Below are 23,451 nucleotides of genomic sequence, written 5' to 3' on the forward strand. Positions count from 1 at the left end.
CTTTCTGATAAAGCTTACTTTATTTGTCTTTGGACTTCAGTTGAACAAATCGATTAACTAGCAACTTAAATTAATTATGGAAATTCGTAATCTCTACCATATAAGCAGTTACCAGCAGTTTTTATTTTCTATAACAATTTAATTTTAGATTGTCTTTATTGATTTCTAAAGAAAATTCCCCTATACTATTGATTAATTTTTCAATTTCTTTTAAATCTTGCTTAATATTTTTGTTCGCATCAACAATTTCCGGAAAAACTATAAATTCAATTTCTTTAAATGTTAACCATCCGCCAATTGAATTACAACCTTCAAAACCATTTTGCCAATAATCAAATCCAAATGTAGTTTCTTCATCTATGTATAATTCGCCAATTTGGTCATTTTGTACTTTTTTAAATTCGATTTTTAAAATTGTAGAAGTGTTTTTAACGAATTCTTCTAATAGTTTTACCCATTTCGAGTTTGACATCATATGCTGAGAGAATTTTGAAATAGATTTTTCAACTTCTCGGTCTATTAGATTGTCATGTTTTTTAGCTTTATTCGTTCTCATAAATTGTTTCTAACTATTCCTATTCGAAGACTCACGTGCCAGCACCTCCGTATTTAAGAAAGTAATTTCCTTAACCTCATCACCTTTAGCTTTTTTTAGATTTTTAATGATAATTTCGGCAGCAGCTTTACCCATTTTTTCTGCAGGATGTGTAATGGTTGATAAAGGCGGATCAATAATTTGAGAAATAGGATCATTGTTAAAACCTATAACCGCAATATCATCCGGAACTTTTATTCCTCTCTTTTTCGCTGTCTGCACAGCACTTACAGCGATTATATCCCCGGCAGCAAAAATACCATCCGGAATGGGTTTCAAATCAAACAACTTATTGCTTGCCTTCACTCCTTCTTCATAGGTAACTGACTTTAAATTGACGATCAGTTCTTCATCCACAGGCAAATTATGATCTTTTAAAGCTTCAACATAGCCTCTTCTTCTTTCATTATACAAATTACCAAATTCAGATCCTGCAGTTAGATGCGCGATTCGGGTACAGCCCTGATCTATAAGATGTTTGGTCGCTTTATAACCAGCTGAATAATTATCGATTATGACCCTGAAAGTATTGAAATCCTTAGGAACCCTGTCGACAAAAACAAGCGGAATATTATTGTTCGAAAATTGCAAAAAATGTGAAGTATCCCTGGTTTCCATGGCCAATGAACAAATAACACCACTTACACGATTGCTGTATAAAGACTTAGCCATATTTGCTTCTTCCTCGGCCGAGTCGTGCGACTGCATAATGATAACCGTATAACCGGACTTTTGAGCGGCAATTTCGATACCGCTGATTAATGAAGATAAAAAAGGCTGGGTAACGGTCGGAATCAAAACACCTATCGTTTTGGTTTTGTTTCCACGTAAACCTGCTGCCAGAGTATTGGGCACAAAACCCATTTCTTCAGCCGTCTTTTTTACTTTCTTTATTGTTTTATCACTAATCGTATGATGGTCCTGTAAAGCCCTGGAAATTGTTGAAGTTGCTAAATTTAATTTTTTGGCAATATCGTATATCGTTACATGTTTATTTTCTTCCATGAGATAAATAATAAGGGAGTGTAAATATAGCTATTTTCTATCTGAAGTAATCTTCCAAAGACCGAAGAAATAAAACAATACCTTTTGTCCTTTTGCATGAAGTTTTTTTTCCTATATTTCCAGCCAAAACTACTAAATAAAACATACTAACATGACCAGCTTTCTTTATCAACTATCAAACAGAAACCTCAAAAAAATACTAATTCCCATAATTATTTCTCTGTTTTCATCAGCCATTTTTGCACAGGAACAAAGCAGAAACTGGAACGGTAAAAAATGTGCCGTTGTGCTGACATATGATGATGCCTTAAATGTTCATCTGGACAAAGTTATCCCGATGCTGAATTCGTATCAGTTTAAAGGGACTTTTTATCTGATAGGCTCCTCACCTGTTGTTTCCCAGAGAATTGAAGAATGGAGAAATGCAGCCAAACAAGGACATGAACTTGGAAACCATACCTTAAACCATCCTTGTAATGGTAACTTACCCGGAAGAGAATTTGTAACATCTGAAAATGATTTATCGAAATATACTGTCGCCAGAGCAGTCAATGAAATTAGAATTACGAATACTTTACTAAAAGCTATTGACGGAAAAAATGAACGTACTTTTGCCTACCCTTGCGGTGATTTCACTATTAAAGATACGTTGTATTATAATTTTATAAAAAACGATTTTGTCGCTGCCCGTGGGGTTTCACCGGGTTATTTAAACAAGAAAGAAGTTGATTTTTCTAATATAAACTCCTTTTTTGAAAACGGAAGTACAGCCGAGCAAATGATAGCAGAGGTCGAAGAAGCTGAAAAAAAAGGCTCTTTTATTGTTTTTCTTTTTCATGGTGTCGGTGGTGAGCACCCTCTGAATATCGATTTGGAAGAACACCGCAAATTACTGGAAATTTAAAGAAAAGAAAAAAAGATATTTGGGTTGCGACAATGGTGGATGTGTCAAAATATATTAAGCAGAATTAAAATTTGCAGATCAATGGGAAATTAATTGATCTGCAAATTTCTATAAAGTAATTATTGCGTCAGCAATTCTTTTACCAGTTCATTTAATTTATTGCCATGGATGTTTTTTGCCAGTATAATTCCGTTTTTATCTACTAAAACATTGAATGGCAACGCTTGTACCATATAATCGGTTGCTGCTGCAGAGCTCCAGTATTTTAAATCGCTTACCTGTGTCCACGGAAGTTTGAGTTTTGTTATCACTCCTGTCCACGAAGTTTTTTTGGTATCTAATGAAACCCCGTAAATATCTAATTTTCCAGGATATGCGCTGTATAGTTTCAATAATTCAGGCTGTTCTTTGATACAAGGTCCGCACCATGAAGCCCAAAAGTCAACTAATACTAATCCTCCTCTTAAAGATGAAAGTGCTATCTTTTCACCTTTTGTATCCGGAAGATCAATTTCGGGAGCTATATCTCCAACTTCAAGACCTACAACCTGTGCTTTAACGCCAATCACAGAAAAAAACAACAATACGGCAACAAATAATTTCTTCATATTAATACTCAATTTTATAGAACTCTGATTTATTTTCTCAGACAAATATAAATAACAACACTTAACTTTTTAAATAAAAATTGAGCATTATTCTATTGTAAAAATAACCGTCATTTTATTTGGCAGCTATCTTTTTTATTATTTACTTTGTAATTCAAAGTACTTTAAGAATAAAAATTAAATGGAAAATAAGCGAATATTTAGTTGTATTTTATTTATACTTTTTTTATTGAAAAATTACTTTGAAATTCAAAGAACTTTTAAAAACAAAATCATTATGAAAGACCAGTTTATTGAAAAAATGTACGAATACACAAAAATACCTTATCAAAAATATTTTAAACGAAACAAACCCTGGGAAGTTGACAAAGCAACGCTCCTGAACTATCCGGAAGGCAGTTTAGGCCTTGGCTTAGGTAACTTTTTGAATGAAAACCATTTTGATATGCAGCCTAAATTAGAAGATCATGACATCATTCATGTTTTAACCAATACCGGAATTTCAGTTATAGATGAAATTGGAATGCAATATTATCTTTTGGGAAACGGAAAGAGAAGTATGTATCTGTTTTTGGTAATACTTTCAGGTACTCCTTTTTACCCTAAACAGATTCGGTATTTTATTGAGCAATATAAAAGAGGCAAAAAAGCGCACCCTTTTTATTATCTGAATTTTTCAAATATGCTTTCTGTACCTGTCAAAACGATTCAACACATTTTTAATATTTAAAATTATGCAGACTATCCATAAAAAACTTTCAGAGAAAACCCAGTCTATCGAATTGGTAATTGGCACTTTTGTAATCAGCACTGTCTTATTTGGCATTTATATGTTTACCAACAAAAACGCTAATGTTTTGGTATTTGCTTTTCCGTTTGTTGTTTCAGCTTTGCTTTTAAATGCAATTATGCTCTTTCATCTGACAGGCCGTTTTGTAAAGTTATATGATGAGCGAAAAGATATAGCGGTTAAGATTTTGCAGTTATTGAGTAATCTTGCTATTTATTTTTTGTATTATACGATAGCGATGAAACTTTAATTATTTTTAAACTATAAAAGCAGTAACCATTAAATATCTATTTTTTTTTTTATGCAAAAATTGCATCCACTTTTATCTAATATCAAAATGTTCATATGTCCTTTGAAAAATCGGCATATAAAACAGAAATTCTTCACTTTTACTACAAAAAGTAAGAATGTATAAATCCCTTTCTTTAATAAAATAATATTGCAAAAAAGTTCCAAGAGAACCATTGCTCATTAGCTGTTTATAAACAATTTCTTGTCCTTCAAGACCATTTTTTAAAACCTTGCGATTAGAAATAATTTCACTGCTTACTCCGAATCTTTTATCTACTATCTTTTTTATTGTTTTTGGCTTAACTTTGGAATATCCTATATCTGAAATTAATAAACTTATGTTTTCAATGAAATTATCTTTAACATCACTTTTTGGACTTAGAAGCATAAATTTATTTCCCAGCGAATCTGTTTTTTGAAGATACCAGTTATAAGGAAATAGTATCGAATATTTCTTTTCACTTATATATAATTTTTCGGAAATATTTTTAGATTTTTCTTGTGACAATCCTATTGTGACAAATAAAATAGCTCCTAATTTAAAAAAAAGTTTCAAAATAAATCTTAATTATTTTTTATAATATCTATCCCTCCCTGATCTATCAAATAAAGTAAAGTTGTCATAGTCGCAGCACCCAATTCAAGTTCTCTTTTGTTGATGGCGTCAAACTTATCATTTGCAGCATGATGATAATCAAAATAGCGTTGTGAATCCGGTTTTAATCCTGCCTTAACAATCGCTTTAGAAGTTAAATGACCAATATCTGAACCTGCATGACCAATGGTGAAACTATGTACCAGATAAGGTTCAAAAAAAGGTGCAAATCCCTGAATCTTCTTCAAATTAGCATCGTCTGATTCTATTGAAAATCCTCTTGGTGTAAATCCGCCTGAATCGCTTTCTAAGGCAAAAATATGATTTTCGTTCTTTTGCTTTGAAACTTCTTCGTATTTCGCTCCGCCTTTTCCGCCGTTTTCTTCATTCATAAATAAAACGACACGAATTGTGTTTTTAGGTTTATAGTTTAAGTTTTTAAGAATACGAACGACCTCCATACTTTGCACTACTCCTGCTCCATCGTCGTGAGAACCGTCTGCCAAATCCCAGGAATCCAGATGTCCGCCCACAACCATAATATTTTCAGGTGTAACTGTTCCTTTGATTTCTCCGATTACATTGTACGAAAGAGCATCCGGCAAAGTTTCGCAGGATTGTTTGAAATAAAATCGCAACGCAGGATTGCTTTTTAAAGCAGCACTTAACAGTTCAGCCCCATTTGTACTGATTGCAGCTGTCGGGATATATTGCTCCTTTGGTAAATCGCCATAACTCTGCGCTCCTGTATGTGGAAAATCGTCTAATCGCAAATTCATTGAACGAACAATTGTCCCGACTGCGCCAAGTTTAGCGGCTTCTTTTGCACCTGCAAATCGCTGATCAACACAGGCTCCGTAAGATTTGAAGGTTTCAATATTTTCAGGGTTCATTGGTCTGTTGAAAAACACAATTTTTCCTTTTGCTTTATCTCCTAACGTTTTCAATTCTTCTATTCCCTGTACTTCTATCACTTCAGCTGTTAGTCCTGTTTTTGGGGTTGCAACAGAACCTCCCAAAGCACAAATTGGCACTGTGGTTTTTACTTTTCCGTCTAAGATAAAAGCGGTTTCTTTTTCGCCACGAACCCAATGCGGCACCATCACTTCCTGCAGATACACTTTATCAAGACCTAAACTCTCTAATTGCGTTTTAGTATAGTTAACCGCCAACTGAGCATTCTGAGAACCCGATAAACGAGCCCCGATATCGTTGGACAAATACTCTAACCATGTATAACATTTAGAATCGGTTAAGGCTTTTTTGTAGAATAATTTGATGTTTTTTTCATCATTTGACTGTGCGAATGAAGTCAGTCCGTTTAAAACTAAAACAACTAAAAGAATCGTTTTTTTCATTGGTTATAAAGTATTTGGGATTTCATAAATGAACTCGCAAGATAATGAATTAACACTTTGTCCTCCACGCATTAAAACATATAATTTGTAACTAAATATTGACACAAAAAAACTCCCAATTACGGGAGTTTGTTATGATAATGTTTTTCTTTAATTAGCTATTATTAGCAAAGTCATTATTCCTGTTATAAAGTATTACTGCCTTGCAATAAATGATAAACCTGACTGGCAATTTCAAATTCCTCATCTGTTGGTACCACCAAAATTTTGGCTTTTGAATTCGCCTGGTTGATTTCTCTGATCTCTTTTGAACGGATTTGATTTTTTTCCTTATCCAGTTCGATCCCAAAATAATCCATATCAGTACAAACCAACTGACGCATATAAGACGAATTTTCACCTATTCCGGCTGTAAAAACGATAGCGTCCAGACCATTTAAAGCAGCGGCATAAGCCCCGATTGTTTTTTTGATCCGGTAAGCATTCATTAAAAGTGCCAACTGGCAATCTTTGTTTCCTTTTCCGGCTTGTGCTTCAATGTCACGCAAATCACTATAACCTGTCAGACCGAGCATACCGCTTTGTTTCAGCAAAACAGCATTCACTTCATCGGGCGTATAATTCAAATTTTTAATCATATAAAAAATAGCCGACTGGTCTATGTCACCGGCCCGTGTTCCCATTATTAAACCGTTTGATGGTGAAAAACCCATTGTCGTATCTATACATTTTCCATCTTTTACAGCTGCCATACTGCATCCGTTCCCTAAATGAATGGTAATTATTTTAGAGCTGTTTTCTAAATATTCAATTGCTCTTTCTGAAACATATTTATGGCTTGTCCCATGAAAACCATAAACCCGGACTTTATTTTCTGTTAAAAATTTATTCGGAATAGCATATTTATACGCCACTTCCGGTATTGTCTGATGAAAAGCCGTATCAAAAACAGCGATTTGTTCTGCCGAATTAAAAATCTCCTCTGCAACATTAATTCCTTCTAAATTGGCAGGATTATGCAATGGCGCCAATTCAAAAAGCTGTTTGATATTTGATTTTACTTTTTCATCAATTTTTACGGTTTCAGTAAAAGTACTTCCGCCGTGAACCACGCGATGTCCTACTGCATCAATTTCAGAAGTCGATTTAATAACTCCTTTTTGAGGATCCAAAAGCATATTGGCTACCTTTTGCAAACCTATTTTATGTGTTGCAATCGGCAGTGTTTCTTCGTACGAATTGGACGAAGCCTTAAAAGTAACATTTGAACTTTCTAATCCAATTCTGTCAATCATACCGCTACAAATCACTTCATTTTCCGGCATAACCATTAATTGATATTTTATTGATGAACTTCCTGAGTTTATTATAAGTATTTTCATTTTTTTAAAGGTTCTAAGATGCTAAGGTTCTAAGGTTCTGAGTTATTTGCTAAAAGCTTAAGTTTCTAATTTTTAATTTTAATCATAATACCTCCATCCATTGCAAAGTGAGGCTCATTCTGATCATAAATTGCAAATTGTATTGTATCTTTTTTGGTAAACCAAATTTGCATATAATTTGATTCCAAAGTTTTATTGTAAATTATATAGTTTGTAGAATTATAATACTTTCTTCATTTTCATTTACATTTTTTACAATTTTACCTTTTCCAATAGTTTCTTCCTTAAAATTTGTTTTTGTATAATCATTTTCCCGAAAATCAATTATAAAATTTTGATAAGAATTATTACGAAACTCTACTTTGTATTTTCCAGATATTTTCTTGTTTTGATTATCGTTCTTAGATAATGAAAGTAAAAACTGCGAAAAAATTAAAATTGATTTCATTCTTCATTTTTTTGTTTTGTCAGTTTTGAATTAAAGTCCCTGCGCCTGAATGGCTGTAATTACGACTGTGTTTATAATATCATCTACGGTACAGCCCCTGCTTAAATCGTTTACTGGTTTGTTTAATCCCTGCAGCATTGGTCCGATTGCCAAAGCACCTGTTTCTCGCTGAACGGCTTTATAAGTATTATTTCCGGTATTTAAATCAGGAAAAATCAACACACTCGCCTGCCCTGCCACTTCAGAATCCGGCATTTTGCTTTTTCCTACCGCGCGATCTACTGCAGCATCATACTGAATTGGACCTTCTATTTTTAAGTCAGGTCGTTTTTGTTTTACTATTTCTGTAGCAGTACGAACTTTTTCGACTTCGTCTCCTTTTCCTGAAGATCCTGAAGAATAAGAAAGCATCGCAATTTTGGGTTCAATTCCGAAAGCAGCACTTGACTCCGCTGATGAAATAGCGATTTCTGCCAGTTGTTCCGCAGTTGGATTTGGATTGATAGCACAATCGCCAAAAACAGATACCCTGTCTTCAAGGCACATAAAAAATACGGATGAAACCACAGATGAATTCGGTTTTGTTTTGATGAATTGCAATGCCGGTAAAATGGTATGTTGTGTGGTATGTGCTGCTCCCGATACCATTCCGTCTGCATAGCCTTTATACACCATCATAGTTCCAAAATATGAAACATCTTCCATTAAATCCCTTGCCATGGTAATACTCACATTTTTTTCTTTTCTAAGCTCATAATAGGTATTGGCATAATCTTCATAATATTCAGATTCGATTGGATTGATAATTTTTACTTTCGAAAAATCAAATGTAAGACCGAGTTCGGCAACTTTATTTTCAATTTGTTTTTTATCACCGATAATTGAAATATCCACTACATCCATTGCCAATAATCTGGAAGCTGCAGTAATAATCCGGTCATCATTTCCTTCAGGTAAAACGATGTGTTTACGATGCTGCTTAGCTCTCTTCACCATATTGTACTGAAACATTTTTGGTGTCATACCTTCAGCCTTAAACGTAATTACTCTTTCAGATAAAGGTATAATGTCAACATATTTCTCAAATGTACTGATCGATGTTTCTATTTTATAAGTGTTATTGGCATAAATCTCAGATTTGATAGCCCCAATTTTATTGGTAATATTATAAGTTCCGCCATCAACAGTAATAATCGGAACGACAGGAGAAAGCCCTTCTATAAGTTTCAGAATACTTTCTTCCGGAAAAATATTTCCGGTTAAGATAATTCCGGAAATCGTAGGATAATTAGCCGATTCATTAGCCTGCAAAGCCCCTAAAATAATATCTGAACGGTCACCGGGCGTTATCACCAAAGCATTATCGTGCAGATGGACCAGATAATTGTGCAACTGCATAGCTCCGACACTGTAGTGCCCAATCTCATTATTTAAATAATTTTCTCCAAATAAAACCCTGGCATCCAGTTCATTTACAATTTCCTGCATCGTTGGGTTTTCTAAACTAGAAATCATCGGAATCGTATTTACCAAAACATTTTCAGGCAGACTTTTTTGCAGTCCTTTTGTAACCAGTTCGATATTTTCAGGCTGAACTTTATTTGCAAAAACCGATAAAACTTCAACTTCCTTCACTTTAAAAGAATCGTAAACCAAATATAAACTATCCACTAATTCATCTAAAGTTTTACCAACACCAGAACCAATAATTATAGTTGGAATCCCCAGGTTTTTAGCAATTAACACATTCAGATCTAATTCGATTGAAGTCCCCTCGCCGGTAAAACTGGTTCCTTCTACCAAAACAAAATCGAGGCGTTCTTCGAGTTTTTTATATTTTTCAATAATCAAATCTAAAACCTCTCCTATTTTACCTTTGTTTTTCTTCTTTATTAATTTGCTTTTGGTGATGGCATAAGCATCTTCAAACGTAATATCAAGGTTAAAATGTGATAAAACCGTCTCAATGTGGTTGTCTTGTTCCCCATCGACAAAATCTTCTACAATAGGCCTGAAATAGCCTACTTTTGCGGTCTTACCAATCAAAAGGCTCATTAAACCGAGTGTAATTATTGATTTTCCGCTATTCTGATCACTTGTTGCTATGTAAATTGCTTTACTCATAAGATATATTTTTAAAACTGAACATATTTTTTACAATTAAAAAAGCTAAAACCATCGCCTTTTTTTGAAATAAATAATCAAAGCTATCACTAATAAAAACATGCCTCCCATAACGATAAAATAGCCATTTTTGGTTTTAAGCTCAGGCATATTTTCGAAATTCATTCCGTAAACTCCAACAATAAAAGTAAGCGGAATAAAAATCGCCGAAATGATGGTCAGTGTTTTCATGATTTCGTTCATTTTCCGGCTTTGTTCAGAAAAATAGAAATTCGAAGCACTTTCAAGAGAACTCATATCCGACTCAATCTGCTCTAAAAGTTCCAGACTTTTTTGATGCAGCCTGACAAAGAAGTTAAATGTCTCTTTTTGAATAAGTGAATTTTCATCATCGTCTTTGATTGTTTTTAAATAATATAAAGAATCCCGAAGCGGCACTATAGAACGTTTTAAGAAATTAAAGTTATCACGGTGGTTTTCAATCTTTTCCAGAATAATCGGATCAGCCCCTTTTTTGGTTAAATCGATTAATTCTTCGATGCTGTCTTCCTCATCTTCGATAGTAATGTAAAAGTTTTCCATTACGGCATCCAGCAATAAATAAAGCAGATAATCTACCTTTTTGGTTCTGACGATTCCGGCATGAGTACGCAGTCGATCGCGTATGTGTGTAAAGAAATCACTTCGTTTTTCCTGAAACGAAATCAGTATTCCGTCTTTTAAAATAAAACTAAGCTGTTCTACTTTAAGACCATCTGAATATTCAGAAGGCAAAAGTGATTTTATATTAAAAAATATAATATCGTCCCGTTCTTCGAGTTTGGTTCTTTTGGAAGTATTTAAAATATCGGCAAGTAAAAAATCGTCCAGCTTAAAATGAGCCCCGATGGTTTTAAGCACATTAAGATTGTTCAATCCGTGAATGTTAAGCCAGTTGTTTTTAGTATAATCAAAGCAGGAATTTAAGGCTAAAACCGTAAACTTCTCATATTCAACTACGTCTTGGTCATTATATACAAAAAGTTGCATTTCAGTCTCAAGTTCCTTATGCGAACCTGTGTACTCTAATGTGACATGCTGTAGTTTACGGCCTTTCTTGTATTTGATCTTTCTCATTCAAAAAAAATTACAATAGTAATATTACGAAAAAGAATCGTGATAGGAAATGACAATTTTCAGATTGTGGAAAACATACATAATAAAAATACAGTATTTACTACTTTTAAAATTAAACCCTGCAGGGTATAAAATCTGCAGGGTTGTTTGTCAGGATATTAATAGTTTAAAAAAGCTTACATCAGTTTCCTAAAACTCTTTCCGGATAATCACTAATAATACCATCTACCTCAAACGAGATCATTGCACTGATATCTGCTGGTTCATTAACTGTCCAGGGAATTATTTTTATGCCTTTTTTACGAAGTGAATCACAAAATTGCGTATTTACCAATTTAAAATGCGGGCTATAAATTTCCGGTTTGAAATCAAGCTGCGCCAGATTTTTTTCGATACCCGGTTTATTCGTCAAAAAAGCAATAGTAACCTCATGATATTTTTTTCTCAAAATATTTAAAGGCAACGGATCAAAAGATTGGATATTTACCCTTTCCAAAATAGCTTTTGATTTCAAAACCTGCATTAGCAAATCAACAAACACATCAGGCTGTGGCTGGCTTTTACCATATTCTTCCTTGTTTGATTTTATTTCAATATTATAACGAATCGGTTTGTGACGCTTCATCTTAGCATAATCCTCAATACTATCCAAAACCTCAGCCAATAAGGGCTTGTAGGTTTTTATCTTTTGTTGCTGCGGAAAAAGTGCATTCCCTTTTGAACCAATATCGAACTTGCGGATGCTGTCATAATTCATCGTATAGAGATTGAACGATTTTTCGTTTTCTTTTGAAATCAAACTTCCATCAGGTGTCATCACATAGTGAGAAGACATGAAAGGTTCGTGAGAAACCACTACTTTATGATCCTTCGAAATTACGACATCTAATTCGATCACATCTACCCCTTTTTCAACGGCACTTTTAAAGGCTGGCAGACTATTCTCCGGAAAATTGCCACGGTCTCCCCTATGTCCCTGTACCTCTGTTTTTGAAGTGTTCAGATGTTGTTTTTTAACCGAATTACAAGCTATAAATAAGAATGCCAGTAGTCCTAAAACTTTTAATTTATCAATGCTCATTTTGCTAAAGTTTCTATGCGGTAAGTTTTAGTAGCAGTATGCGTTTTGCCAAACATATCCGTTGCCTTGATCTCTATGGTGTGAGTTCCCGTTTCCAAATTTGCTTTCAGGTCGCCGCGCCATACATGTGTACTTTTGATTGGATTTGACGAACGCCTGCCTGGCATCAATTTATCTGTAGTATCCCACTCGTACACTAATTCTACGTAGGAAGGATCCTGTTCAGAAACAAATTCCATATCTTTCCATTCTCCTGTGTCAATTCGGTATTGCACTTTATCACCTTCTTTCCCCATAAAGAAATTGGCATACACACCCGCTTTGGTATTTTTTGCCTTGGCCACCACTTTGGGAGCAAAAACCTGCATCTGGTGTTCTTTAGGCTTACCTGCCACTTTGTAATCTACGGTATATTGATTGCCTTTAAAATTAATAAAAGCATATCCTTTTTGGGTTCCATCACGCATTACCGAAATTGGAATTCCTTTTTCATCTAATTTACCCGAATACCAATCGCCTGAAGTGGTCCCGACATTGTAATGATGATGCGGTTTTTCCTGCAACCATCCGTCTTTTTTATCAAAAAAATCCTGACGCTGAATGTGGGTATGTGCCGATAAGGATAAGGTGTTTGGATAATCTTTTAAAAGCTGAAACAATTTATTTCGGTCTTCATCTCTAAAAGCGTCATCATCAGGTTCGCTCAACGGAATATGGAAAGCCACCACAATTAAATGGTCTTTGGGTACAAATTTTAAGTCATTTTCAACAAACTGTAATTGGTCTTCCCTAAAACCTCCCCAATACCCCTTAGCATCACGAGGATCCGGATACAATACATCATCTAAAACAATGAAATGCACTTTTCCGTAATTAAAGGCATAATTTGCAGGACCAAAATGTGCTTCATACGTTTCATCTGCCCTTTCATCTGTGGTTGCATCAAAATTCAAATCGTGATTTCCTAGTAAGTTATACCAGGGAATTCCGACCTTTTTAACTGCTTTGATATAGGGATTGAATAAACTCAAATCGTTGCCAACCAAATCTCCCAAACTTAGTCCAAAAGGCACATTTTTGATTCCTTCTACCTCAGCTACTACTCCTCTGTAAAAATAATCGATTTCCTCTAAGTTGTAAGGCTGCGGATCTCCAAAGATAAGCGCTGTAAAATCATCATTTTCTTTGGTAACATACAAACCAAAATCAACTGAGTCAGGCAATTTACCTGTAGGAGCTACACCCTCAAATTTTGATTTTGGTGAACCTTCGGGTTTATGGTTGTAAAAAAACTTAGGTAAATTATCCTCGTTTAATGCCACTGCATAACCGGCTGGTTTTATTACTGAAATAATAGCTTCAGTAGTCAGCGGCAACGCATATTTTCCGTTTTTATCGGTGCGCACTACTTCTTTTCCGTTGGTTACTGAAATATTTGCTATGCCTTTTTCTTTATTTTCTTTTTTACCATTTCGGTTAGCATCCTCATACACAAAGCCCGTAACTGTTTGTGCAGACAGATATGCTGAACACAATAATAGTCCCGCTATAAAACTCTTTTTAATCATTTTTAAACTATTTTATGTTTAGTAATTAATCAATAGTATCCCACCACACTTTTGTATTTATGTCATCATTTCCTAGCATTTGTACCGCTTCCTGATAATTTTCAGCATTATACAAAAGCTGATCTGTAGGGTACGTAAAGCGAGCCGGCATTACGGCATTATTGAGCATAGCCGAAGTAGTAGGTAATTTTGGAAAACCTGTTCTTCTGTACTCGAACCATTGTTGGTAATCCGTAAAATATAAAGCGTAATATTTTTGAAGCATTATTTTTTCTAATGATCCATCGTATGCAACAGCAGGATTTGAAAAATAATCTGCCGGTGTTACCGCTCCAACTTGTTCTATTGCCGCTTTAACGCCGTTCATATAATGCGTCTCGGGATCATTGATTAATCCACGCTGCGCTAATTCGGCTTTAATAAAACAAACCTCAGCATAAGTAAGTATCATAATTTTCATAGGAGCCTCCGCCTGATTTCTATTTAAAGTTGAGGCATTGTATTGAAATTGAGAATCAGAACCGGTGTAGGCACTTGGAATACCTTTATAACCCAAATTAACGCCTTTAAAATCAGTAGCTGTAGTGGCCATCACGGCTCTTCTGGGATCATTAAAAGTGTTCAGATTGTCTATAAAAAAAGAAGCCATTTTGATCGCGTTATTAAAATCCTGTGGTCTTCCCCAAGGAGAAACATTCGCACCTACTCCGGTAACCTGCAACATTGCTGATTCTGCAGTATTAGTAAAAACCGGATATTGCGCAGGATTTTGTACGATGGATACTAACTTTTGTAACGCATTGGTTTCTGATCTATTCGAAATTCTCAACAGCAATCTCATGTGTAGGGAATTGGTGAATTTTTGCCATTTTGCCACGTCATTTTGAAAAAGGATGTCACTGGCATAAATCATTCCGGCTTTCACATCGTATAAGCTATTGGCTTTTTCCAAATCAGTCAATAAAGTTTCGTAGATAAATTGTTGAGTATCATAAGCTGGATATAATACTCCATTTTCTCCTTGTACAGCCTCTGTCATGGGTACAGGACCAAAAATATCGGTCAAGTTCGCATAAATCCAGGCATTTAAAGTAAGTGCTATGGCTTCATAATTGGCATCCCCGGCTTTTTCGGCTGCGGTACGCATTTCGCGCACACCTGCTAACCATCGATACGAAGTATTCCACGAAGAATTACCAATATTAGGGCTCACATCATAACGATGCAAACCTCCTGAAACACTTGGAAAAGGTAATGAAACCTGCATCAGATTAAAGGTTACATCAGTGCTTCTTTGTGCATGATGGCTTGTCATTCCGTAAAGAATTGGGTTTAATAAAGTACCCGGACTAATTTCGGCTATGAGGTTCGGGTTTTCATTTAATTCTTCAAAATCCCCCGTACAGGCATTATTTATAAATAATAGCGTTAAAATTACCGCTACAATTGCTATCTTTTTCATGTGTTTCTGTTATAAGTTTAACTTTAAATTGAACCCATAGGTAGCCGGAGAAGGCATTTGTCCCATTTCTACACCAGGTAATATCGTATTTCCGTTAAGGGCCGCTGTTTCAGGATCGTAAATAGGGAAATCTGATATCACGGCTAAGTCTCTTCCAAAAACCGACAATTGTGCCCCCTGAATTCCTGTATTTTTAAGCCAGGATTTAGGAAAATCATATCCAAAACTTATTTCGCGAAGTTTTAAGAAAGACGCATCAAAAGAGTTGGATTCTATATTTGCTCTTCTGTAATAGCGTGTATAATAATCCGGAAGCGTTACCTCAGTTGTATTTTCAGAATAAGAACCATCCGCATTTTGTACCACACCATCACCTACAATAAACCCTTGCTCTCTTCCCATCAATGTCCCTTTTAATTTACCCTGTTCCATCATTTTATGATGTGTTTGAGAATAAATAATTCCGCCATACTGACCGTCAAGTGTAACACTAGCTGTGAAATTTCCTATTGTAAACACATTGGTAAATCCTGCTTTCCAATCCGGGCTTGCATCACCTATATATTGAATATCGGCTGGATAAGCTGGCAGTCCGGCAGCATCATAGACAATATTTCCCTGAGGATCCCGAACGAAACCGTACCCATAAATAGCAGTTGTAGTACCACCTACTTTCCCAATTAATGAAGCTGTTCCTCCTTCACCAATTACAAATTGATCATCAGCACCATCGGCTAATTCTAAAATTTTATTCCAGTTACGCGACCAGTTTAAAGTGGATTTCCATTTAAAACCGGGATTTTCTATAATTGTTCCGCCTAAAACTAATTCTATACCTCTGTTTCTAACATTTCCAGCATTGGTTACCCGGCTGGAATAGCCTGTGCTGTAATCTAAAGGCACTGTGATAATTTGATTTTTAGTATTACTTTCATAAACAGTTGCATCCAGGCTTACTCTTTTATTTAGCATAAATAATTCAAAGCCAGTTTCAAAACTCGTCGTAATTTCCGGCTGGAAACCATTATTGAACAAACTAACATCCGTTACTGCCGAGCTCGGAAAATCGGATTGTCCGTAATATTTACTCGTTTTGTAAGGCTCTGTATCATTACCCACCTGAGCAAATGAAAAACGGTATTTTAAGTAATCAATAGCTCTTGGCATTTGAAACATTTCCGAAAGCACAAAACTGGTATTAACAGACGGGTAAAAAAAGGAATTGTTTTGAACAGGAAGTGTACTTGACCAGTCATTACGTCCTGTAATATCTACGAAAATATAATCTTTAAACGCAAATGATAAAAGTCCGTACAAACTGTTTACTTCTCTATTGCTATCATCCCTTCTCACTAAAGGAGTTGTTACACCATTGGTAAGTTTATATACATCCGGTACCACAAGACCTTCTACCTCCGCTTCCATTTTTCTATATTTTTGAGTTCTTGTATTTCCTCCTACTGAACCAGAAAATGAAAAGTTTTCACTAAAATCGTTTTTATATGATAATAAGAAATCGTTATTCACTTCCTGCATAAAAACATCCTGAGTTTTAAAAAACCCTTTTGCATATCTGTTAATACTATAAGGACGACGTTGCTGCCTGTTTTGATTATAGGTATTTAAGGATGTTCTCATCATCAGGTCTAAATGATTTCCTAAATCAATAGTAGCCGAAAGGTTTCCTACTAACTGACTACTTTCTAATGGATTGGTAGCTTCATAAGCAATCAAAAACGGATTATCGATATAAGAACTGTACGGATTTATTTGATCAATATTCTCTAAGCCATTCATCCAGATATCTCTATACCAGTCTAAATCAACATTCGGATTTTGAAAAATCATAAAATAAGCGATCGAACCATTATTATAACCAGTTGATGGAAGGTTATCACTCATTCTATTATTGTAATTAATAGAAGTATTAATTTTAATTCTTTTGGATATTTGATAATTTGCATTTACCGCCGCGGTAAATCGTTCAAAACCCGTGTTTGGCATAATCCATTCGTTCTTTTGATGACCAAATGAGGCACGCATGGAACCATTTTCGTCTCCACCTTGTAAAGAAATATTGTTGTTAAGTGTAATTCCGGTGTTCCAGAAGTCTTTTCTATTGTCTTTATAAGCTCGCCACAATGTTCTTTCCGCCCCCTGGCCTTGTACTATAGGATCGTATTGGTAATAATACTGATTGCTAAATTTAGGACCAAAAGCACTACTGGTTCCACTTGTACTCGCACCATCTTCTGAAGCGCCGTACGAATAATACATTTCGCCATCAGAATTAAAACCTTTACCCGTTCCCTGACCATACTCGTATTGAAAGTCAGGCCATCTTTGAATCACGTCAAACGTTGCTCCAGTACTTAAAGTAACTCCTAACCCTTTACTTTTTTTACCTGACTTAGTAGTAATAATCAACGCACCATTTGCCGCACGGCTACCATATAAAGCCGTCGCGCCGGCACCCTTTAAGACGGTTACACTTTCAATATCATCAAGATTTAAATCCGAAATTCCATTCCCATAATCGATTGGAGAATCTTCGCCCATGTAAGCAGTTGACGAACCCGAAGTGGTCATCTGAGGCTGCATGGGTACACCATCTACTACAATAAGTGCCTGATTGTCATTGATATCAATAGATCTGTTTCCTCTTAAAATAATGGATTGTGAATTAATTGGTCCAGATCCAGAAGAGGTAATATTTAACCCGGCCACTTTTCCTTTTAAAGCAGACGACCAGTTGTTTGGTGTTGTCTTTTCGATCTCATCTGCTTTTAATGTCTGTTGTGCAAATCCTAGTCGTTTCTCTTCACGTTTGATTCCGAGTGCTGTTACCACCACATCGTTCAACTGGTTTGATTTTTCCTGAAGTTTCACCGTGATAAAAGAAGAGGAAGCTGATATTTCCTGATTTTCAAAACCAAGAAAGGAAATTACCAAAACAGCATTGGCAGGAACATTTATGCTGAAATTTCCATTAAAATCAGTAGTTACACTATTTGAAGTTCCCTTTTGTGTCACCGATGCACCCGGCAACGACATTCCTGTCTGATCTATGACTTTACCTTTCACCATCACATTTTCTGCCAAAAGTCTTCTAACTGTAATAGTTGAATTTATTTTGGTAAACTGAAAACCGGCTTGATGGCTAATTTTATTTAAAATTTTATCGATCGGTTCACTCACGCTGTGAATTGAAAATCGCTGTGAACATTGCAATACTTTTTCATCATAGATAAAGGTATAATCCGTTTTACTTTCAATTGTTTCAAATACTTCGGTGATTGAAGCATTATTCAGGTTCATTGAAATAGGCTGGTCAGCACTAGAATTTGCGGCTATCACATTGCCGGATATTAGAAGAGTGCTTAGCAAATAAATATATTTGCGTATTAATTGATTCAAAAAAAATTGTAGTTTCGTATTCATTACTTTAAGGCTAAAAATTTTGTTTTGTAGTCTTTTTAATTTCCGTTTCTGTTCCAGCAGAAACGGTTCTTTTTTTATTTTTCTTTTTTTAATTTTCTATTTTTAATTTTCTATTTTTCTTCTTATACGGATATGTTTTGGGGTTAAATATTCTGTCTCTAAATTTTTAAGCAAGGCAATACTTTCTAATATAACTTCCAGATTTTGTTCTTTGAACTTTCCTGAAAGCGTTTGTTTTTCAATAGCTTCATTTTCAAAATCTATTTGCACATCATATTTTTTTTGAAGAATCTTACCCACTTCCAGCAAGGTTTGATTCTTAAACACCAGAGTCCTGTTTGTCCAGGCTATTGCCGGCAAACTGTTTTGATGCGTTACGATAAATCCGGATTCTTTTTTATAAGCTGCCTGATTGTCTTTGGTAAGTATAATTTTTTTTCCCTGGGGTGAGGAAACCTCCACTTTGCCTGACAATACACTTACCTGACTTTGATTCTTACGATAAGAATTAATATCGAAAGAAGTTCCTAAAACTTTTACACTTACATCTTTTGTATTTACAATAAATGGTTTTTCAGGATTACGCTGTACTTTAAAGTAGGCTTGTCCTTTTAAGGAAACTTCCCTTGTATTTCCAAATTTTTCAGGCAAACTTATTTGACTATTTGCATTGAGTATTATGATACTTCCATCAGAAAGCTTGATTTCTTTTGGCTCCTCATTAGCAGAATAGGTAATAATTTCTGTGGTCTTATTTTGAAAACTGAATGCGTATATTAAACCTAAAAACAACAGTACCGCAGCAGCAATTTTAACCAGTAGTTTTACAGGACTTATTTTTTTATGAAGAGGTATTGGCAGTGTCTTCTTTATTTTTTTTAAAATAATTGCTCTCCGGGCTTCTAAAACAAAATCCGGTTGCTCTATACCCGAATTTTGGAAAGTATCAAAAAAATTTTCTACTACCTTTATTTCAGCTTCCGTAGCGGTTCCTTCCGCATATTTACGAGCTAAATCAATAAATTGTTCTTTTTTCAAAATAAGTGCTTTTACCTGTAAGTCACATTTTTTGAAGGGAACAAGTAGTGTAAAATAGTGGTTTAATATTTTCTTAAAACAAGCACTTTTGGCTTAACATTAAATATATAATGCGGTAACAAGAAACAACAATTGGTAGTCGGTTATATTATTTCTAAGATGTTTTAATGCGTTGCTGATATGTTTTTCAACAGTGTGAACGGAAAGATTAAGTTTACTTGCAATTTCGTTATTGGTACAATTTTCAAAACGACTCAAAAGGAAAACTTCCTTGCATTTAGGAGTAAGCGTATCGATAACTTTAAAGAGTTCAGACTCAAATTCTTTAAATTCGAGATCACTGCTATTTTTGGGAATGATGGCAATATCATTTAAAACATCTTCATGCTCTTTTGTAAACTTCAAACTCCGAATATGATTCGCAACTTTATATTTTACAGCACGCATTAAATATGATTCTAAACTCAGAATTGGCGTAACAGAAAGGTTGTTCCATAAACTTATAAAAAGCTCCTGCACAATATCCTCACATACGGCTTCATCCTTATAAATTTTGAAAGCGTAGTTATAAAGACGTTTCCAATAACGGTCAAAAATTACTTCAAAAGCAAGAGTATCACCATTTGCAGCAAGTTGCTGAAGCTCATAATCTTTATATGTTAGCAGTAAACTTTTCATAAATCATAGCTGAGACAAATGAAAAGAATATTGAAAAAAATAAAGAACAAAACAGTTTAAGTTTTTGTTAAGTATATAAAAATATAGTTTTGGCGCTATTTCAAATCTGATATACTATGTTTTCAAAAAAGGAAACCTTTTGGTAAAATGTGAAATGTGTAATATATAAAGCCATTACAGCTAAGCGGCTGCATGCGATGAAACGAAGGAATTGTTTTTTTTTGCCGTAAAACTTAATAAGCATCGTAGTGGATGTACTCTGTTAGCATAGAGTTACGTTTTTAAGTGCCATTACAAATATTGCACAAATAGATCACAAAATTAGAATAACTCTCAAATAGAGGTATAAAAAAACCGCTGTAAACATTAAGTTTACAGCGGTTTAGCATTTATTATTAACTGATGTTAATCAGTAATTATTTCACCTCTTCAAAAATAACAGTAACTGATTGTCAATATATTACATTTCAATGGTACAAATATGGAACAAAGTAATTATTTTATTTCACAAAACAGCATATTTCTTTCTGAAAGCCAATCATTTTTAAACTTTAATGACTAATTAAAAAAGGTGTTAAAGTATCTGGAGCGAGAACTCTTAATCAACGTTAGAAATTGAAAAAATATTAAGAGATTAGAAAAGTTTCTATCGAAGAGTCTAAAAAATAATTCATTCTTACTTTTACTTGATTGGCCATTCAGATTTTTGAATGGCTTTTTATTTCAATTTAAAAAAATGCAACTATAAATCGGGAATGCATTTCATTAATCTTTCATGTATGAAAAGCCATTATTGCTTGCAATAGTGATTAACGGCTGAATAGTTTCCTTATATTGCAAATAATCAAATCCATTGTCGCCATCTAAATCAGGAAAAATGCTAAGATATTCGTCCAAATATTTATTCTTAGAGTTATAACTTTTTACTATTTCATAAGCCGTTTTTTGCAATGTATAAAACTTATCAAAATACCTATCTAATGACGGAAGTTTATCGCTTTTCAAAGAATTAAAATTTTTATCAATTGGTATTAAATTCCAAATTAAATCATGAGAAACAAATGCATGCGGAATAAAATGGTCCAAAGCATATTTTTTCTCATTAAACAGCAACCTTGTGTTTGTAAAAATACAATCGATCGATCCCAATTCATTAAAAACCAATTTCCAATATTCATTTGTCTGCTTTATTAAAGAATTCCTCGCTAATGATTTGCTTATTTTATTTGGAATGTCAGGAACATTTGGATTTCTTTTTTGAAGAAAAAGTGATAAATTCCAGAAACAAAAATCCTTAAGTATTTTTGAGTTCAATTGTAAATAGGAGATCCACATAGGATTTATTTCAATATGATCTTTTTCTAACCGATAAATACATCCGTGATTGAAATTCTGAGAAAGGGAATAAATTTCATTACGGGTACCGGAAAACCAAGATGAAATAAACCAATGTGGAACATTTTTATCAAAATGCTTTAATATCTTAATAGTTTCTTTGTTAGTTGAGCTTTCTAAAACAGCACTTATTTTTTTCTTATTTTCACTTATGCTGAGATTCTCAATTTTCAGAAGAGCCCGCACTGAATCCTGAATAAGATCTTGTTTACCGAAAGATACCTGGAAATAATTTACAGTGTACCAGGAACTGCTTATCATTCTTGAAAAAATTCTTCTCTTTTCAATATAGGTATTCCCCTCGTCTACTAATTCGAGAATGGCAAGAAACCAATAAAATTTATAAGTCGCTGAGGTATTTAAAAATACTGCTGAAAGTTTACTAAATTCTGGAACAGTATATTTAGGGATGTGCATTGTGACTTTTTATTTTCTTTAATTTAAAAATGATTGTCGAAATAATTCACAATTATAAATTACGCCTTTTATTTACTACTTAAACAAAAATATCTAGCGATTGTACTTCAATATAATAATAGAGAAGATATACTTTTAATCTTTTTGCCTTTATAATCTTTAATATCGGTACTAAAAATTAAATCTTCACTTTTGTTATTCGCAATTAAATTATTTGCCATGAAAATTAAATCACTTGAAGGCACGTTATACATCATTCCACGAGCTCCCTTAAATAGGCAACTTATTGTACCCAAAGCCTGACCGTAAATTAATATATTTTCGAATTTATTAAAGTTAATTTGGTTTACTGAAGTTATATTGTTTTCAATTAATGCCTTGATAATGCCTGCAGTTGTCCAATCACCTGCACCTGCAGAATCTATAATTTTGGACATGTTAAATGATGGTATATTTTTCCAGCTATCACTCGAACCATCCAAATTTATTCTATAATTAATGCCTTCCTTTCCTAAGGTCTCAATTTCGATCGGTATACGACTTTTGGCAAATATTGATTTATAGTTAGGTATTCTATCAGAGGAAAATTTTATAACATCTACAATTTCTATAATCTCATTAATAAGTGATGAATTATCAGCTTTTAGTGAAGAAGGCTCGAAAAATATAATTGCTCCATTTTTTTTATAAAGTTTCGCTAGCTCTATAGAGCTTCTGCTAATTCTATCTAAATAAAAAAAATCGCAGAAAGCTTTTTTATTATATAGATCTTCAATAGATTTGGCTAGAACTGGTTTAAATGATGGCAGATATTTACCTGTGTCTGGATCTCTAAATTCAAACCTATGAATTGGAGTACCATCTCGTCCTATACTTAATCTTTGAATAATTATGGGAGTACTTCCATCATCTCCTTTTAAAATCAAATCAGTCTTAACTCCCCAAATTTTAATATCATTCAATATTTCTTCGGTTGCCTTATTATTCCCCAATCTTGCAATCGGATAAGTATTAAATCCTAAATAGGATAAAATACTTAGAACATTTCCACATGACCCACCGGCATATAATTCTGGTTCAACGTCTTTATCCTTCTCCATGACCACATCTAACGCAACAAGACCTATCCCTATAATATTTTTCATTCTAATTATT

At 34.1% G+C, this 23,451-nt stretch carries 20 protein-coding genes; 3 read left to right on the forward strand and 17 right to left on the reverse strand.

The genetic code is table 11. The features are described 5' to 3' along the window. Positions 1–121 precede the first annotated feature (121 nt). Both GXM17_RS11055 and GXM17_RS11060 read right to left on the reverse strand, forming a co-directional pair. Positions 122–556, reverse strand: a complete 435-nt coding sequence (locus tag GXM17_RS11055; protein WP_163399398.1) for a hypothetical protein — start codon at positions 554–556, stop codon at positions 122–124. Between the two features lie 9 nt (positions 557–565). Continuing rightward, on the reverse strand, positions 566–1,600 hold the full coding sequence (locus tag GXM17_RS11060; RefSeq protein ID WP_163399399.1) for a LacI family DNA-binding transcriptional regulator: 1,035 nt from the start codon (positions 1,598–1,600) through the stop codon (positions 566–568). A gap of 151 nt (positions 1,601–1,751) precedes the next feature. Here GXM17_RS11060 and GXM17_RS11065 point away from each other — a divergent pair, with 151 nt between their 5' ends. Beyond that, positions 1,752–2,504, forward strand: coding sequence for a polysaccharide deacetylase family protein (locus tag GXM17_RS11065; protein ID WP_208796435.1), 753 nt, complete (start codon positions 1,752–1,754; stop codon positions 2,502–2,504). 119 nt (positions 2,505–2,623) lie between these two features. Here the strand turns inward: GXM17_RS11065 and GXM17_RS11070 are convergent, their stop codons facing one another. Beyond that, a complete protein-coding gene (locus GXM17_RS11070; protein WP_163399400.1) occupies positions 2,624–3,112 on the reverse strand; it encodes a TlpA family protein disulfide reductase in 489 nt (162 codons plus the stop codon). 277 nt (positions 3,113–3,389) lie between these two features. Here GXM17_RS11070 and GXM17_RS11075 point away from each other — a divergent pair, with 277 nt between their 5' ends. Together GXM17_RS11075 and GXM17_RS11080 are read left to right on the forward strand one after the other, a co-directional pair. Beyond that, on the forward strand, positions 3,390–3,842 hold the full coding sequence (locus GXM17_RS11075) for a hypothetical protein (protein ID WP_163399401.1): 453 nt from the start codon (positions 3,390–3,392) through the stop codon (positions 3,840–3,842). Positions 3,843–3,846: 4 nt separating this feature from the next. Continuing rightward, the gene (locus GXM17_RS11080; protein WP_163399402.1) at positions 3,847–4,152 is read left to right on the forward strand and encodes a hypothetical protein; all 306 of its coding nucleotides are present in this window, start codon (positions 3,847–3,849) and stop codon (positions 4,150–4,152) included. A gap of 72 nt (positions 4,153–4,224) precedes the next feature. Here the strand turns inward: GXM17_RS11080 and GXM17_RS11085 are convergent, their stop codons facing one another. The 14 genes from GXM17_RS11085 to GXM17_RS11150 form a co-directional block, all read right to left on the reverse strand. Next, positions 4,225–4,749: a PsbP-related protein gene (locus tag GXM17_RS11085; RefSeq protein ID WP_163399403.1), complete on the reverse strand. Its 525-nt coding sequence runs from the start codon at positions 4,747–4,749 to the stop codon at positions 4,225–4,227. A gap of 8 nt (positions 4,750–4,757) precedes the next feature. After that, a complete protein-coding gene (locus GXM17_RS11090) occupies positions 4,758–6,146 on the reverse strand; it encodes a M20/M25/M40 family metallo-hydrolase (RefSeq protein ID WP_163399404.1) in 1,389 nt (462 codons plus the stop codon). A 185-nt stretch (positions 6,147–6,331) separates the two neighbouring features. Next, positions 6,332–7,528 (reverse strand): acetate/propionate family kinase, encoded by a 1,197-nt coding sequence (locus GXM17_RS11095; RefSeq protein ID WP_163399405.1) that lies wholly within the window; start codon positions 7,526–7,528, stop codon positions 6,332–6,334. Between the two features lie 202 nt (positions 7,529–7,730). Further along, positions 7,731–7,976, reverse strand: a complete 246-nt coding sequence (locus GXM17_RS11100; protein ID WP_163399406.1) for a hypothetical protein — start codon at positions 7,974–7,976, stop codon at positions 7,731–7,733. 30 nt (positions 7,977–8,006) lie between these two features. Further along, entirely contained in the window at positions 8,007–10,100 is a 2,094-nt protein-coding gene (pta, locus tag GXM17_RS11105; protein ID WP_163399407.1) for a phosphate acetyltransferase, read from the reverse strand. A gap of 45 nt (positions 10,101–10,145) precedes the next feature. Continuing rightward, positions 10,146–11,216, reverse strand: a complete 1,071-nt coding sequence (gene corA, locus GXM17_RS11110; protein ID WP_163399408.1) for a magnesium/cobalt transporter CorA — start codon at positions 11,214–11,216, stop codon at positions 10,146–10,148. A 181-nt stretch (positions 11,217–11,397) separates the two neighbouring features. After that, positions 11,398–12,297 carry a glycerophosphodiester phosphodiesterase family protein gene (locus GXM17_RS11115; protein WP_163399409.1) on the reverse strand — a complete coding sequence of 300 codons (900 nt, stop codon included), beginning with the start codon at positions 12,295–12,297 and terminating at the stop codon, positions 11,398–11,400. After that, a complete protein-coding gene (locus tag GXM17_RS11120; protein ID WP_163399410.1) occupies positions 12,294–13,865 on the reverse strand; it encodes a calcineurin-like phosphoesterase C-terminal domain-containing protein in 1,572 nt (523 codons plus the stop codon). The genes GXM17_RS11115 and GXM17_RS11120 overlap by 4 nt, the downstream gene beginning before the upstream one ends. Before the next feature lie 25 nt (positions 13,866–13,890). Further along, positions 13,891–15,327 (reverse strand): SusD/RagB family nutrient-binding outer membrane lipoprotein, encoded by a 1,437-nt coding sequence (locus tag GXM17_RS11125; protein WP_163399411.1) that lies wholly within the window; start codon positions 15,325–15,327, stop codon positions 13,891–13,893. 9 nt (positions 15,328–15,336) lie between these two features. Further along, entirely contained in the window at positions 15,337–18,684 is a 3,348-nt protein-coding gene (locus GXM17_RS11130) for a SusC/RagA family TonB-linked outer membrane protein (protein ID WP_341872905.1), read from the reverse strand. 186 nt (positions 18,685–18,870) lie between these two features. Next, a complete protein-coding gene (locus GXM17_RS11135) occupies positions 18,871–19,806 on the reverse strand; it encodes a FecR family protein (RefSeq protein WP_163399413.1) in 936 nt (311 codons plus the stop codon). A gap of 99 nt (positions 19,807–19,905) precedes the next feature. After that, positions 19,906–20,484, reverse strand: a complete 579-nt coding sequence (locus GXM17_RS11140) for an RNA polymerase sigma-70 factor (RefSeq protein ID WP_163399414.1) — start codon at positions 20,482–20,484, stop codon at positions 19,906–19,908. 765 nt (positions 20,485–21,249) lie between these two features. Further along, positions 21,250–22,296 carry an HNH endonuclease domain-containing protein gene (locus GXM17_RS11145; protein ID WP_163399415.1) on the reverse strand — a complete coding sequence of 349 codons (1,047 nt, stop codon included), beginning with the start codon at positions 22,294–22,296 and terminating at the stop codon, positions 21,250–21,252. A 107-nt stretch (positions 22,297–22,403) separates the two neighbouring features. Further along, positions 22,404–23,441, reverse strand: a complete 1,038-nt coding sequence (locus GXM17_RS11150; RefSeq protein ID WP_163399416.1) for a carbohydrate kinase family protein — start codon at positions 23,439–23,441, stop codon at positions 22,404–22,406. Positions 23,442–23,451 lie beyond the last annotated feature (10 nt).

The sequence above is a fragment of the Flavobacterium fluviatile genome, assembly GCF_010645065.1.
Lineage (GTDB): Bacteria > Bacteroidota > Bacteroidia > Flavobacteriales > Flavobacteriaceae > Flavobacterium > Flavobacterium fluviatile.

Excerpts from the sequence above, each read along its gene's own strand:
- GXM17_RS11065 (WP_208796435.1), top strand. The coding sequence starts at position 1,752 with ATGACCAGCTTTCTTTATCAACTATCAAACAGAAACCTCAAAAAAATA.
- GXM17_RS11150 (WP_163399416.1), bottom strand. The coding sequence starts at position 23,441 with ATGAAAAATATTATAGGGATAGGTCTTGTTGCGTTAGATGTGGTCATG.
- GXM17_RS11140 (WP_163399414.1), bottom strand. The coding sequence starts at position 20,484 with ATGAAAAGTTTACTGCTAACATATAAAGATTATGAGCTTCAGCAACTT.
- GXM17_RS11075 (WP_163399401.1), top strand. The coding sequence starts at position 3,390 with ATGAAAGACCAGTTTATTGAAAAAATGTACGAATACACAAAAATACCT.
- GXM17_RS11115 (WP_163399409.1), bottom strand. The coding sequence starts at position 12,297 with ATGAGCATTGATAAATTAAAAGTTTTAGGACTACTGGCATTCTTATTT.
- GXM17_RS11080 (WP_163399402.1), top strand. The coding sequence starts at position 3,847 with ATGCAGACTATCCATAAAAAACTTTCAGAGAAAACCCAGTCTATCGAA.
- GXM17_RS11070 (WP_163399400.1), bottom strand. The coding sequence starts at position 3,112 with ATGAAGAAATTATTTGTTGCCGTATTGTTGTTTTTTTCTGTGATTGGC.
- GXM17_RS11055 (WP_163399398.1), bottom strand. The coding sequence starts at position 556 with ATGAGAACGAATAAAGCTAAAAAACATGACAATCTAATAGACCGAGAA.
- GXM17_RS11125 (WP_163399411.1), bottom strand. The coding sequence starts at position 15,327 with ATGAAAAAGATAGCAATTGTAGCGGTAATTTTAACGCTATTATTTATA.
- pta (WP_163399407.1), bottom strand. The coding sequence starts at position 10,100 with ATGAGTAAAGCAATTTACATAGCAACAAGTGATCAGAATAGCGGAAAA.
- GXM17_RS11145 (WP_163399415.1), bottom strand. The coding sequence starts at position 22,296 with ATGCACATCCCTAAATATACTGTTCCAGAATTTAGTAAACTTTCAGCA.
- GXM17_RS11120 (WP_163399410.1), bottom strand. The coding sequence starts at position 13,865 with ATGATTAAAAAGAGTTTTATAGCGGGACTATTATTGTGTTCAGCATAT.
- GXM17_RS11060 (WP_163399399.1), bottom strand. The coding sequence starts at position 1,600 with ATGGAAGAAAATAAACATGTAACGATATACGATATTGCCAAAAAATTA.
- GXM17_RS11090 (WP_163399404.1), bottom strand. The coding sequence starts at position 6,146 with ATGAAAAAAACGATTCTTTTAGTTGTTTTAGTTTTAAACGGACTGACT.
- GXM17_RS11095 (WP_163399405.1), bottom strand. The coding sequence starts at position 7,528 with ATGAAAATACTTATAATAAACTCAGGAAGTTCATCAATAAAATATCAA.
- corA (WP_163399408.1), bottom strand. The coding sequence starts at position 11,216 with ATGAGAAAGATCAAATACAAGAAAGGCCGTAAACTACAGCATGTCACA.
- GXM17_RS11100 (WP_163399406.1), bottom strand. The coding sequence starts at position 7,976 with ATGAAATCAATTTTAATTTTTTCGCAGTTTTTACTTTCATTATCTAAG.